Source organism: Morganella psychrotolerans, from assembly GCF_001676155.1.
Classification (GTDB): Bacteria; Pseudomonadota; Gammaproteobacteria; order Enterobacterales; family Enterobacteriaceae; genus Morganella; species Morganella psychrotolerans.
This window is the reverse complement of sequence record NZ_LZEW01000023.1, coordinates 251,907-266,147: the sequence shown is the minus strand read 5'-3', so window position 1 is coordinate 266,147 and position 14,241 is coordinate 251,907. Positions and strand designations below refer to the sequence as shown.

Annotated in this window: 11 protein-coding genes and 1 pseudogene; 8 read left to right on the top strand and 4 right to left on the bottom strand. The window is 48.1% G+C overall.

Features of this window, described 5'->3' with window-relative positions; translation table 11 throughout:
• Positions 1–210: 210 nt before the first annotated feature.
• The 5 genes and pseudogenes from rarD (at position 211) to AYY16_RS14265 (ending at position 4,863) form a co-directional block, all read left to right on the top strand.
• Positions 211–1,121: pseudogene (gene rarD / locus AYY16_RS14280) on the top strand (EamA family transporter RarD).
• A 188-nt stretch (positions 1,122–1,309) separates the two neighbouring features.
• On the top strand, positions 1,310–2,488 hold the full coding sequence (purT, locus tag AYY16_RS14275) for a formate-dependent phosphoribosylglycinamide formyltransferase (protein ID WP_067367927.1): 1,179 nt from the start codon (positions 1,310–1,312) through the stop codon (positions 2,486–2,488).
• A gap of 270 nt (positions 2,489–2,758) precedes the next feature.
• A complete protein-coding gene (locus AYY16_RS21185; RefSeq protein WP_235846318.1) occupies positions 2,759–3,280 on the top strand; it encodes a hypothetical protein in 522 nt (173 codons plus the stop codon).
• 25 nt (positions 3,281–3,305) lie between these two features.
• On the top strand, positions 3,306–4,349 hold the full coding sequence (locus AYY16_RS14270; RefSeq protein ID WP_235846317.1) for a phosphoethanolamine transferase: 1,044 nt from the start codon (positions 3,306–3,308) through the stop codon (positions 4,347–4,349).
• A gap of 7 nt (positions 4,350–4,356) precedes the next feature.
• Positions 4,357–4,863 carry a WG repeat-containing protein gene (locus AYY16_RS14265; RefSeq protein WP_067367926.1) on the top strand — a complete coding sequence of 169 codons (507 nt, stop codon included), beginning with the start codon at positions 4,357–4,359 and terminating at the stop codon, positions 4,861–4,863.
• Between the two features lie 21 nt (positions 4,864–4,884).
• Here AYY16_RS14265 and AYY16_RS14260 read toward each other — a convergent pair whose 3' ends face one another.
• Entirely contained in the window at positions 4,885–5,397 is a 513-nt protein-coding gene (locus AYY16_RS14260) for a DUF3592 domain-containing protein (protein WP_067367924.1), read from the bottom strand.
• 456 nt (positions 5,398–5,853) lie between these two features.
• Here AYY16_RS14260 and AYY16_RS14255 point away from each other — a divergent pair, with 456 nt between their 5' ends.
• Together AYY16_RS14255 and yjiA are read left to right on the top strand one after the other, a co-directional pair.
• The gene (locus AYY16_RS14255) at positions 5,854–8,004 is read left to right on the top strand and encodes a carbon starvation CstA family protein (RefSeq protein WP_067367921.1); all 2,151 of its coding nucleotides are present in this window, start codon (positions 5,854–5,856) and stop codon (positions 8,002–8,004) included.
• Positions 8,005–8,149: 145 nt separating this feature from the next.
• Positions 8,150–9,109, top strand: coding sequence for a GTPase (gene yjiA, locus AYY16_RS14250; RefSeq protein ID WP_067368352.1), 960 nt, complete (start codon positions 8,150–8,152; stop codon positions 9,107–9,109).
• A gap of 82 nt (positions 9,110–9,191) precedes the next feature.
• Here the strand turns inward: yjiA and AYY16_RS14245 are convergent, their stop codons facing one another.
• On the bottom strand, positions 9,192–10,118 hold the full coding sequence (locus AYY16_RS14245) for a LysR family transcriptional regulator (protein WP_067367919.1): 927 nt from the start codon (positions 10,116–10,118) through the stop codon (positions 9,192–9,194).
• Between the two features lie 294 nt (positions 10,119–10,412).
• Between AYY16_RS14245 and AYY16_RS14240 the strand changes: the two genes are divergently transcribed.
• Complete coding sequence (locus AYY16_RS14240; protein WP_067367916.1) at positions 10,413–10,967, top strand: nuclear transport factor 2 family protein; 555 nt, start codon at positions 10,413–10,415, stop codon at positions 10,965–10,967.
• A 127-nt stretch (positions 10,968–11,094) separates the two neighbouring features.
• On the opposite strand, the gene AYY16_RS14235 is transcribed toward AYY16_RS14240, so the two are convergent.
• Together AYY16_RS14235 and dcuC are read right to left on the bottom strand one after the other, a co-directional pair.
• Complete coding sequence (locus AYY16_RS14235) at positions 11,095–12,402, bottom strand: L-cysteine desulfidase family protein (RefSeq protein ID WP_067367914.1); 1,308 nt, start codon at positions 12,400–12,402, stop codon at positions 11,095–11,097.
• A 468-nt stretch (positions 12,403–12,870) separates the two neighbouring features.
• Positions 12,871–14,241: a C4-dicarboxylate transporter DcuC gene (gene dcuC / locus AYY16_RS14225; protein ID WP_067367907.1), complete on the bottom strand. Its 1,371-nt coding sequence runs from the start codon at positions 14,239–14,241 to the stop codon at positions 12,871–12,873.

Below are 14,241 nucleotides of genomic sequence, written 5' to 3'. Positions count from 1 at the left end.
TATTTTGAACGTCATGCAGTGAATTATAAATACGTATTTCCCCTGTAATTCACTGACAGATTTAATTCTTTTTTGTGATAGTAAAAAACGCGCCCCGGTAATCATTTCCCCACTTTATCGCAGATATTTAAATTGAGCTGGCTCATGGGATTTCCGGAGCAGAGGGGTATGATAGACGTCAGGATAATAATGAACAGGACTGACTGAATTATGTTTTTACGATCTGGCGCGATGCTGGCGATTTTTTTCTTATTTTTTTATGGGGAATAACACCGCTGTTTTATCGTCTTTTGCCGGGCGTACAACCTCTGGAGTTATTATCTCAGCGGGTTCTCTGGTCAATTCCGTTATTACTGTTTGTCCGTGTGTTCTTGAAAAATCGTACCCGTTTTCGTGGGGTATGGGCAGATAAGCGCTCGTTATTTCTCTGTTTTTTCAGTACCGGTGTCATGGCGGTGTCATGGTGTACCTTCACCTATTCGATGACACATGATTTAGTGCTTGAAGCCAGCATGGGCTATTTTATTACGCCGCTGTTTTCTATTGTGCTCGGTGTGGTTTTTTTACATGAACGCCTGAAACCGGCTGAAAAAATTGCCTTGTTATTTGTCTGTGCCGGGGTGGGTTATCAGCTGATTCAATACGGCAGATTGCCCGGGCTGGCGCTTATGATGGGCTCTGCATTTGCATTTTACGGGTTCATCCGTAAATTTATCCGCTATGACCTGACCACATCACTGTTGGTTGAAAGTTTGTGGCTGCTTCCGCTCGCGGTTGTGCTCTATTTCTGGCTGGAAAGCACCGGGCAAAGCACATTTGCCACAGCAGATGATTTTACCCGCCTCTGCTTTGTCCTGACCGCACCGGTGACCTTGCTGCCGTTGCTCTTTTTTACCGCCGCCGTGCGTTCAACCACACTGACAACCATCGGGCTGGCACAATATCTGGAACCGACGATTCAGTTCCTGCTCGCTGTATTCCTCTTTAATGAACATTTTGATTCGGTAAAAGGCGTGAGTTTCTCACTTATCTGGCTGGGATTATTGTTCTGTATCCTCTCACTTATCTGCCATCATTGGAAAAATACCGCAAAAATCGGTCTGGGCATGAAACCGCGTTAAGTATTCACATTAATTTACCGCCCGGTCGCTTAGTAAGTGACTAAAGCAAACGATTGCGTTTATACCCTTATTCATTCAAACTACAGGTTCGTTGGCTGCACTCAGATAGCCGCCTGCCTGCAGCTTGAATGACGTTGGGTATATAATAAAGCCGCTATTTTCCGGTATTTTCTGAACAGGTGACAGTAATGACAATCTTAGGCACGGCGTTACGTCCGGGAGCAACAAAGGTGATGCTGCTCGGGGCGGGGGAATTAGGTAAAGAGGTGGCCATTGAGTGCCAGCGTCTGGGAATCGAAGTGATTGCCGTTGACCGTTATGATAATGCACCGGCTATGCATATTGCGCATCGCCGTTATGTTATCAATATGCTGGATGGTGCTGAATTAGAGTCTGTAATCCGTAAAGAGCAACCGGATTACGTCGTACCGGAAATTGAAGCGATTGCGACAGACACCCTGTACCGCCTGGAGCAGGAAGGGCTGAATGTTGTTCCGTGCGCCAATGCTGTGAGGCTGACAATGAACCGGGAAGGTATCCGCCGTCTGGCAGCAGAAGAGCTGGGCTTGCTGACATCGGAATACCGGTTTGTTGATGATGAAGCGGCGTTTGTCCGTGCTGCCGGTGAGATTGGTTTTCCCTGTATTATCAAACCGGTGATGAGTTCATCGGGTAAAGGACAGAGTGTTATCCGCAGTGAAGCCGGACTGAGCGCGGCCTGGCAGGCGTCCCAGGATGCCGGTCGCGCGGGAAAAGGGCGGGTGATTGTCGAGCGGATGATCCCGTTTGATTATGAAATTACCCTGCTGACTGTCCGCGCCGTTGATGGTGTGCATTTTTGCGCCCCTGTCGGACATCGTCAGGAAAACGGGGATTACCGTGAGTCATGGCAGCCGCAGGCAATGTCAGACACCACACTGGCACGGGCACAGCAGGTGGCAGAGACGGTTGTTAACGGGCTGGGGGGCTATGGTCTGTTCGGCGTGGAACTGTTTGTGCGCGGTGACGATATTATCTTTAATGAAGTCTCACCACGACCGCACGATACCGGGCTTGTGACCTTGGTTTCGCAGAATATCTCTGAATTTGCACTGCATGTGCGGGCATTTCTCGGATTGCCGGCGGGGGATATTATTCAGTATGCACCGGCGGCATCAGCCGTTATTTTACCTTCTCTGACCAGTGATAATGTGTGTTACAGCGGGCTGGAAAATGCACTGCACGGAACGGTTCAGTTGCGTTTGTTCGCCAAACCGGCAATTGACGGCTCCCGCCGGATGGGGGTTGCGCTGGCAACGGCATCCGATACAGACAAGGCAGTATCTGTGGCAAAACAGGCGGCTGCTGCCGTGGTGGTTACCGGTTAATCCTGTTTGCTGATACAGCAGAAACAGTAGAGTGATTTTTTTCTGCTGTTTCTGTTTTAACTGATTTTATAATATCAGTCCTTCTTTATTCATTATGCCGGATTTTAATGATTAATTAATTTATGACGGACAATAGTGTCATAGTCTCTTTCCAACGAAAAATTAAGGGCTCTGATATCGCGCTGACTTTTGAATTGACACATTCTTTGGTTATGGAACAATACCGCGCAATAAATACCAGAATAAATTTCCCATATTATCTGTCAGGTTATGCATAAAAAAATCCGATTCTCAGCACTTTTGCCTACGGCATCATTAATTCTTTTTGTCTGTCTTCTGCATATCAGTTTTGGTTATCCGCTAAAGCTGGTGTATGTCTTTAATGCGCTGGCATTTTTCGCCTTTATTGCTTCCGTGAGCCGCAAGGTATATCTGGTTGTGGTATTACTCTATGCGCTGACCGGTATATTTTATGCGCCGGTAGGAATTAATTACGGTTTTCCGGATGTGAATTCAATCGGCTCACTGATTTATACTAACAGCCGTGAGTCTGCCGAGTTCTTTATGGGAATATCTCTGCGGATTTACCTGTTTATGGCGGCATTGCTCGGCTGTGCAATAGCAGCAATGCGGTTAAAGGTGAATGTCAGAAAACCGGCACGCTACTGGTTGTTTGCTCTTTTCTTTATTCCGGCGTTCTGGTCACCGGTCAAAAATGTGGTTAAAGCAGGCTGGAATTCTGAATTCAGCATTGTGGATTCCGGTCTGCCTGAATTACGTTTTTTTTTATGATATTGCTCAGAGTTATAATGAAGTAATGGCATCCAACAGCCATTTCGCAAAAATAATTCAGATCCCGGATAACTGGAAACCCGTTACTGTTCCCGGAAAGTATGACACTTATATTCTGGTCATCGGTGAAAGCGTCCGTAAAGACTTTATGCAGGCGTATGGTTTTTCTTATGCGGAAAATACCCCCTGGATGAGCCGGGCAAACGGCACATTATTTACTGATTTCATTTCAGCCGCCGGAGCCACTCAGCCCTCTCTGACCAATGCCTTTACCTTGCATGAAAATACTAAACGGGATCTGAATAACAGTCTGATTACCCTGGCAAAACGCGCCGGGTTTGAAACATACTGGCTCTCTAATCAGGGATTGCGCGGCAAATATGATTCTCCGGTTGCCATGATAGGAAAACAGGCGGGTAACACTGTCTTTCTGAAAGAGGGGAATGCGGGGGATCGCGATTATTTACCGGATGAAAATCTCCGTCCGGATATCCTGCGTCTCCTCGCAGAACCGTCGGGTAACCGTAAGCGGCTGATTGTTATTCATCTTATGGGCTCACACCCACAGCCTTGTGCACGAACCAATAATCAGTTTGATAAATTTATTACGTCTGACAATATCTCCTGCTATGTGCAAAGCATTGCGAATACGGATAAATTTCTGTCAGAGATAGCGACGGACGCAGATAAGCACCATGTAAACTGGACGATGATCTATTTCTCTGACCATGGTCTGCGTGTGACGGACAATGGTCTTGATACAATGAACCTGGTGCATTCTGATGAATTTAAACAAAATTATCAGGTGCCGTTCTTTCTGACTGCCTATGATGCAACGGAACAAAAAACGGTTCAGTCACGCCGCAGCGGGCTTTCTATGTTGCCGTTCCTGGCGCAGTGGATGGGGATCAGCGAACTGCGCCTGTCTCAGCAGTGCGCCTGGCGTGATGATGTTCCCTGTGAGGATCAATCCGGCTATATTTCGTTTCATAACAAAGTACAATCTTATGATGATTTACCGGATGATTTACCAACATTGATAACGGACGATAATAAAACAGGGGAGTAACAGAATAATGCGCAGGTTTCTGAGTGTGGTGCTTTTGTCGGCAGTGCCGTTGTCTGCGGCGGCGTATTCTGAGGCTCAGGCGGTGAAAGCCCGTGAATGGGTACAGGCGAAATCAGCAACTCCGTCAGATGCAGATGAGTGCTTTAAACCGGATAACCCGTATCAGGTCTGTCTCTATCAGGACAAAAAAACCTACAGTTTTCATTTTGTGGATATAAATTTGCAGGAACCTTACGCGCCTTATTATTTTGATAACGGGCCTGATTATCCGTCAGAGGGACGTTACCGCGTCAAAATCGGGGATAAAATCGGCTTTGCTGACAGTGTCACCGGAAAATTAGTGATCCCTGCCATTTATGACTGTGCGCATCCGTATAGCGGAGGAATGGCGCAGGTAGGTGTGGGGTGTGGCACTGAAGGCGATGGTGAGCACCACTGGTGGGTCAATGGCTACTGGCTGCGCATCGACCCTTACGGACTGATTACCGGGTTTGAATCGCCTCCCCGCCGGTAATGCTTAATTATAAAGTGCCGATTACAATGTGCCGTGACGGCGGCGCATCAGAATACGCAGACGCCAACTGTACAGGATATAGGTACACAGCAGCACAAAGGCGATAACTCCCCAGACAATTATTTCACCATAGCGGGCGCCGAAGTCCGCAATCTGTGCTTTCACCGGATTATCTTTCTGATAATAAACACCGGTCGGGCCGGTCTGGCATTCTGACCGACAGACCAGGCTATCCGGCGAGGTGAATGTCACAATTTTATTATCCGGTGTGACAAATTTAATCAGCGGCCAGCCGACAAGTTGTTGCCCGGAGCGGGTATCACGCACTTCTGTCCGGGAGTATCCGGTTATCTGCCCGTCAACATAGGCTTCATTTTTTTGCGTCTGCCAGGTCTGATAAATCATAAAACCGGCAAGAAAAAGCACGCAGAAAGTAAGCAGGCGGAGAAAACGCTGTATCAGCATACCGCGCTGGGTGTGTTTGTCGGTACAGGCAGGGTGGCGCATGTGATGAGAGTCAGATTTTTTGGTCATATCCGTTGCTGTCTTCTGTCGGTTTCAGGTTCGTTGGGTAAAAAATAATACTTTTATACCCTTATTCATTCAAACTGCAGGTTCGTTGGCCGCACTCAGCTAGCCGGGTCACATACTAATGTATGCTCTCCATCTGTTTTCCCTTGCCGCCTTCCTGCATCTTGAATGACGTTGGGTATATAAAAAAAAATGATAAAAATTGCAAAAAAATTTAAAAATCATAACGTTAACCCGATCACAGAATTCAGTGCCTTTGGTACAGTATAAAACCGCCCGGCAGCAAATTGTGACCGCTTAATCCGCTATATTACCGCTTACGGGATAATTCCCGTTTCCTGCCTTGATTTTTCTATCATAAAACACACTTGCAGAAAGTTTCTATTTTCTTTTGCCGGAACACTTTTTTCCGCACGGAAGCGGGTCAATTGCTTATCACAGTCATACTTAAGGTGTGTTATGAACTCTAATCGCTTATTTAAGCACATTCCCTGGGTAATATTAGGGATAATTGGTGCTTCCTGTCTCGGCGTAGTTGCATTACGCCGTGGCGAGCACGTCAGTGCATTATGGATCATTGCTGCATCGGTATCAGTCTATCTGGTGGCTTATCGCTACTACAGCCTGTATATCGCAACAAAGGTCATGAAACTCGATCCGACCCGGTCAACACCGGCGGTTATTAATAATGATGGTCTGAACTATGTTCCGACTAACCGTAACGTTCTGTTTGGTCACCACTTTGCCGCGATCGCAGGGGCAGGTCCGTTAGTCGGACCGGTACTTGCCGCGCAGATGGGGTATCTGCCGGGCACACTCTGGCTGCTGGCGGGTGTGGTACTGGCGGGTGCGGTACAGGACTTTATGGTGCTGTTTATCTCCTCACGCCGTAATGGTGCTTCTCTTGGTGAAATCATTAAAGAAGAGATGGGCACCGTTCCCGGGACTATTGCACTTTTCGGCTGCTTCCTCATCATGATCATCATCCTTGCGGTGCTGGCACTGATTGTGGTTAAAGCGCTGGCAGAAAGTCCGTGGGGTGTGTTTACTGTCGTATCCACTGTGCCGATTGCCCTGTTTATGGGGATCTACATGCGGTATATCCGGCCGGGACGCATTGGTGAAATCTCCGTTATGGGGGTGATTTTACTGATCGCTGCTATCTGGTTCGGTGGCGTGATCGCGGCTGACCCGTACTGGGGTCCGGCGCTGACCTTTAAAGATACCACTATCACCTATGCTCTGATTGGCTATGCGTTTGTTTCCGCACTGCTGCCGGTCTGGCTGATTCTGGCACCGCGTGACTATCTGGCAACTTTCCTGAAAATCGGGGTTATCGTCGGTCTGGCTGTGGGTATTGTGATCCTGAATCCGGATCTGAAAATGCCTGCCATGACACAGTTCGTTGACGGTACTGGTCCGGTCTGGAAAGGGGCGCTGTTCCCGTTCCTGTTTATTACCATTGCCTGTGGTGCTGTTTCCGGCTTCCACGCACTGATTGCATCCGGTACTACGCCGAAACTGCTGGCCTGTGAAACAGATGCCCGCTATATCGGTTACGGCGCAATGCTGATGGAGTCCTTCGTGGCGATTATGGCACTGGTTGCCGCATCGATTATCGAACCGGGTCTTTATTTTGCGATGAACACCCCGCCGGCAGCATTAGGTATCACTATGCCTGATCTGCATAATCTGGGGACAGCTGATGCGCCGATGATCATGGCTCAGCTGAAAGATGTTACCGTGCATGCTGCGGCGACTGTCAGTTCCTGGGGCTTTGTGATTACACCGGAAGAAATTTTGCAGACTGCAAAAGATATCGGTGAGCCTTCCGTGCTGAACCGTGCAGGTGGTGCGCCGACACTGGCTGTGGGTATCGCGCATGTCTTCCACCAAATCATTCCTGCTGCCAATATGGGCTTCTGGTATCACTTCGGGATCCTGTTTGAAGCGATGTTTATCCTGACTGCTCTGGATGCAGGTACACGCTCCGGCCGCTTTATGTTGCAGGATCTGCTGGGTAACTTTGTTCCGTTCCTGAAAAAAACCGATTCTCTGGTTGCCGGTATCATAGGTACAGCGGGTTGCGTGGGTCTGTGGGGCTATCTGTTATACCAGGGCGTGGTCGATCCGCTGGGTGGTGTTAAGAGCCTGTGGCCGCTGTTCGGTATCTCCAACCAGATGCTCGCCGCTGTCGCGTTAGTCCTTGCCACTGTTGTTCTGATTAAAATGAAGCGTACCAGGTATATCTGGGTGACAACCATCCCTGCGGTGTGGTTACTTATTTGTACAACATGGGCGTTAGGTCTGAAATTGTTCAGTGACAATCCGCAACTGGAAGGTTTCTTCTGGCTGGCGAATGAATACAAACGCCGTATCGCAGAAGGGACGGATTTAACTCCTGACCAGATTGCGAACATGCAGCACATCGTGGTGAATAACTACACCAACGCCGGTCTGAGTATTATCTTCCTGGTCGTTGTTTACAGCATCATTTTCTACGGTGTCCGCACCGCGATGAATGCGCGTAAAAACCCGGAACGTACAGACTGCGAAACACCGTATGTGGCAGTGCCGGAAGAAGGGATTAAAACCGTCTCTTCACACTGATAACAGCATGTTTTACAGCCGATGTTTTACTGCTGAGTAATCCCGTCCCCCGCATGATGTGAGTCACATTGTACGGGGGATGTTTTTTATCTGCGCTATTATTTGTTACTCTGTATTCCTGTCTGTCAGTAAGAAGGATCTGATGATGCAACCTATTTCTGTGACTATTCTGACCGGTTTTCTGGGCGCCGGAAAAACGACGCTGCTGCGCCATATCCTGCATGAAGATCACGGGCAAAAAATTGCAGTGATTGAAAATGAATTTGGTGAAGTGCCGATTGATAATGAAATTATCGGCGATCGCGCTACACAAATAAAAACCCTGAGCAATGGCTGTATTTGTTGCAGCCGTTCAGATGAGCTGGAAGATGCACTGCTTGACCTGTGTGATAACCTGGATAAAGGCAATATTGATTTTGACCGCCTGGTGATTGAATGCACAGGCATGGCCGATCCCGGTCCGATTACACAAACTTTTTTCTCCAATGAAAAGCTGTGTGAGCGTTATGTTCTGGACGGTATTATCACGCTGGTGGATGCGGTTCATGCGCCGCAGCAACTGGATCAGTTTACTATCGCGCAGGCACAGATTGGCTATGCGGATCGCATTCTGCTGACCAAAACGGATGTTAATCCTGATAATGAAGCACTTATCACCCGCTTACAGCGTATTAATGCCAAAGCGCCGATCCATAAAGTGCTGAACGGTGATATCAGCCCGGATCTGTTGTTTAACGTGGGCGGTTTTATGCTGGATGACAATGTTGCTGTCAGTCAGCCGGTATTCCGCTTTGCTCCTAAGCAGCAAAATGACATTCAGTCTCTGGTGATAACCATGGACAAGCCCGTTGAAATCAGTGCTATTTCCCGTGCAATGGAGACATTGCTGCTCAGTTATGCAGATAATCTGTTGCGTTACAAAGGGCTGCTGTGGATTGAAAATGAGCCGCGCCGCTTATTATTCCAGGGTGTTCAGCGCCTGTATAGTGCGGATTTTGACCGCGAATGGCGGGAAAGTGATACCAAACAGAGCGTGCTGATTTTTATCGGAATGCAACTGCCGGAGCAGGAAATCCGTAATGCATTTGCGACCCTGACGGCGTAAAATAATGCCCGGAAAATGACACTGGTATCTGTTTGTATGGCATCAGCGGTACGGTTTGTTATGCCCGCTGATGACTGCCGGTTCATCCGGGTGTGACTGCCAACATCGCAGGCAGGCGGGCCGCCAGAAAATCAATGAAAACACGGACGGCGGGCAGCATTCCCCGCCGCGTGGGAAAGACCATATGTACAATCAACGGATGCCGGCTCCACCGGGGAAGTACCCGGATAAGCTTACCGGAGTGCAGTGCGTCACCACAGATCATATCAGGCAACAGTGCGATCCCCTGGTGAGAAAATAATGCAGTTTGTACTATGTCCCATTCACTGCAGGACAGATGAGGATCTGCTGATAATGTTGCCGTATTCTCTTCCTTATCAATAAACTCCCATATTTGTTCATGTTCATTATCTATCAGGCTTAATAAGGCGTGACCGGCTAAATCCGTCAGGGTGACAGGATGACCTTTTCTTTCGAGGTACTCCGGTGTTGCAACGAGGATCCTGATACTTTTCCCCAGTTCCCGCGCTATAAAACCCTTTTCCATGTTCTTTCTTTCCCTTAGCCGGATAGCAATATCTATTTTTTCAGTAATAGGATCACAGCGCTTATCCGTTGCTAATAACTGAATATTTATCTTCGGATATTGCTTCATGCATTCGGCAATACATTCAGCCAGTAATAAACGGCTTGCCAGTGACGGGCAGCTGATTCTGACCAGTCCGGAGGGTTCCGACAAGCTGTTGGTAATCATCTCCTGGGCAGCCTCAACTTCGGAAAGTACAGCTAATCCGTGTGCCATAAGCCGGTGTCCTGTTTCGGTCAGTGTGACATTCCGGTTTGTGCGTTGCAGCAGGCGCACATTTAAGCGTTCTTCCAGGGCGGTGACCCGCCGGCTCAGCTTATTTTTTGCGATCCCTGTTGCCCGGCTTGCTGCTGCATAACCGCCGTGCCGCGCCACCAGTGTGAAATAATATAAATCACCAAGACCTTCTTCCAACCCACTCATCAGACATTAACCCTATTTTTGTAACACTGTGTCTTATTTTATCCCATTTTAAGTATGTCCCTTAGTATTTATACTCTCAGTTAATCAATTGGTACTTGGTATTCACAGAATGGATGTTGATGTGAATGCGGTCATTGCTGAGCACATTGGTGATTTGCCGTACATAGCAGATATTCCGATCCGGATAAAAATGTCTGCAGTAAGTATTAATCCGACGGAATAGCGGGTATTAATGCCGCCGGAAATTTATTAAAGCCATTGTAAAAATGTAATTTCAATAAACAGGTGATTATAGTGAAAATAAAATACCATGCAGTATGGTTACTTTGTCTTTCTTCGGCGGCATTTGCCGGACCAGGTAATGAGGATTATATTCAGGAAAGAGAAGGTTACTATTATCTGCAACAGGGATACTCTGACCGTGATGCTGCCGAGTTCTACTGGCGCAGCCTGGAGGGATGGTCGGAATTCCCTGATAACGTTGAAAAATACTTTACTAAAGACGGACGGTTTGAATTACCTTATGCACCTGAATATGATTTTCCTGTTCTGTTTTCTTCAGTATCCCGAAACAGGAAAGAAATAACCCGTTATTTTACGAATATGAGTCAGTATCTCGGAAAATTAAAATATTCAGCGCCGGAAACATGGGTAATTATTCCGGCAAAAGAACCAGGGCTTTATACATTTGAATATACCAGTCGCGGAAAATTACGGCAGACGGGGGCGGATTATCGTCAGAAATTTATTGCGACAGTAAAAATAGAGAAAGGACAAATTTCAGTAGCCCGCGAGTTTTGGGATCCCTATGTTGCATTACGGGATTTTAATTTAATAAAAAAAAACTAATTAATAATGTTTTCGGCAGACGACATACAGCAATATTTTATTATTGGCGCATTTTAAAAAATGAAAAAACCGGCCGTTATGGCCGGTTAAGGAAAGGGGGCTTCCTCAAAAGCTAAACCCGGAAAAATCAGACTGATTTTGCCTTGTTTGCCATGATTTCGATAATCTGTACATCAGTGTGCTGCATTGAAAGGCTTGCCAGCGCACATAAATTCGCAATAGAGCCATCCACATCTGCGCAGACGATGCCGTCGTTACCACCGACACATTGTCTGTCCATTGCCATCAACACTGCTTTGTAGGCGGCGCTGACGCCACTGGAGACTTTCATCGCACAACTGTTGGATGCACCATCACAGATAATCCCGCTGATATCGCCGATCATACTGCTGATTGCCATCGCAACCGGCTCATATTTTCCTTCAAATAACCAGGCGATACCGGCAGCCGCGCCCATTGAGGCGGTTGTTGCCGCGCATAACGCAGAAAGCGGCGGAAACTGGCTGTGAATATAGATAGCCATCAGATGTGACAATGTCAGTGCGCGGATAAGTTTTTCATCATCCGCCTGTAAATACTCAGCAACGACAACTACCGGCTGTGTGGCGGCAATTCCCTGATTACCGGAGCCTGAGTTGCTCATTGCAGGCAATTGCGCGCCGCCCATACGTGCATCAGAGGCTGATGAGGTGCGGATCATAATGTCGGACAGTAAATCTTTTGCCAGCAGCCCGCGGTTGCGTTGCTTTTCCAGCGTACGCCCGATTTGTAATCCGTACGGGTTTGTCATGCCTTCACGGGCGAGCGCGTCATTCAGAACGGCAGCCTCACGCATAAAATTGAGCATCGCGACGGGGGCTTGTGTGGCGAAATCATAGATATCCTGCGCGCAGGCATCAGCAAACGGATTATCGCTGCCGCCCTGATGAGCAACCGCATCATCCTGATAAATGACGTTACCATTGTGACTAATTTCAGTGACATGCGTGTGATCGCCGCAAATAATGGCGGTTGCCTGCTCATCACCGCTGTATACGGTTGCTTCGGAGTAGAGTACATGGCTGCAGGGCGCTTTGATTTCCACTGATACTGCGCCGGATGCGAGAAAGGCTTTTCCTGCCGCAATATCATCCGGTGTCACGCCGCACAGAACATTCAGTCCGGCATCCGGCTGACCGCCGATAGCCCCGAGGGCTGCGGCAACGGGTAAGCCGGTCATGCCTGTTCCCGGAACCGTTACGCCCAACCCGTTTTTCATCAGGTTAGGTGAAACAAAGCAGCGGATTTGTGTCGGCGCGCTGCTCAGACAGGCCGCGGCTTTCGCTGCTGCCAGTGCCAGCGAAATAGGTTCGGTACAACCGGTCGCCGGTTTTACTGACTGACGCAGTACCGTGACAAAATTATTCCATTGGGAAGGGGTGTGGTGTGTTGCCATTTTTCAGCCTCAGTACGCTAATCCGTTATGCTGCACAGTGTAACGAAAGGGAAGCAGAAAAATCCTTTCAAAGTTCAGGGGTATTTTCAGAATCGGGAGAAAATCTTTCTCCGGATAATAAAAAATAGGGTAAAAAGGGGTAAAGGGAGCAAAAAATCAGACCACAGCAAAAAACCACAGGCTGGCCATACTAATTATTTGATTTAAAAGAATTAATGAATGTGATCGGGCGGCATTTGGTTATGCACAAAATAAAAAGTGTGATATTCCCCTGTGATGCATATCACGAATAGCTATGAATAAAATGGTTTTTTTGGAATATATCACTTTATTTTTGTTTTTTTTATGAATCATTTCAGTGTTATTAACCAGATAATCTGATTTTTTTAAAATAGAGCAGCTCGTAACCGATTACCGGTGGGGCGGATCACACAAAAAACGGGACAGCGCCGGGCTGCCCCGCAATACTCAATAGAAAAGACCGATAATCGTACAGTGAATGACAAACCCGACCATCAGCGGAATGGCTGTGCGTTTAACGACATCAAACGGCTGGAGTTTTGCACCGCTGGACACGGCAATGATGACTCCGGAAACCGGAGACATACCACGACCCATATGAGACGCCTGCTGCATCGGCAGGATCATCGCAACTGCACTTGCTCCCATGCTGTGTGCGATTTGCGGAATAAGCTCAACAAAGGCGAGGAACGGCGCATTACCTGAACCCATAATAATAGCGGCAGCCAGTGTGATCAGTGCAAATACCAGCGCCATGGCAAATGGCGGTAAACCGACGGATTCCGCCATCACAATCAGGTGATCAATCGCTCCGCTGACTTTGATACCATGGGCAAATACCCCGGCGGCAACCAGCAGCCCGACAACATTACTGAAGGCATGTCCCATCCCGTTAAGGAAATGCTGGAATCCGTTACAGACCGCTTTGAAATTACGCACCCTCAGTGTTTCAACCACCATACAAATGGCCATCGCGATCAGAACGATGGTCACCACATCAAGATGAATACCTTCAAAAAACAGGTTTGATGTTCCCACCGCCATGATAATCGGCAGCATCGGCAGCAGGGCGTAATAACCCGGCACACTTTTGGTTTTTTCCTTCTCATGAGCAATAACGGATTTGCCGATTTCAGGAATAAATCCCTGTTTGCGGTCACAGTGGCGCTGCCAGAAGATATGGGTTACCCCGACAGCCAGAACCGTGGCGAGAGCAGCAGGTCCCTGGTAATAAAGCACATAATCAACGACTGACATATCCACGGCTTTTGCCCCGCGGATTGCATCAATCGCCGTCGGGGTATATGCCACACCCAGTGATGTGGCGATAACCCCGGCGGCAGATGCCGGTGATAATCCCAGCCCGATCATAATCGGGAACATGGTTCCCATCAGCAGAACGGCAAGCCCGGTCGCGGACGGGATAGCCAGTTGCAGAATACTGGCGAGCAGGAAGGAGAAAAACAGCAGTACATAAGGCGAACGCATGTTTTTCAGCGGCTTAGTGGCAACATTGACCACCGCGTCATTGGCACCGATATGATCCATATAGTGAGCAAAGCCCATCAGCGCCATGATCATCAGACCAAGATCGGCGGCACGGCTGCTGAAGAGATCACGCATTACTTCAAACGGATCAAGCCAGGTTATCCCGGTTGTGGCAAGGTTTTTCGGTAAAATCGAGCCCCAGCCAAAAAGCAGCGTGCAGCTCATCAGTGCCAGACCGGCGATAAACAATACCGGCTCGGCTTTGTAACCCTTCAGGATAAAACGGGCAACAAGGATAATGACGACAAGAACAGCCAGAATCGGGAGCAT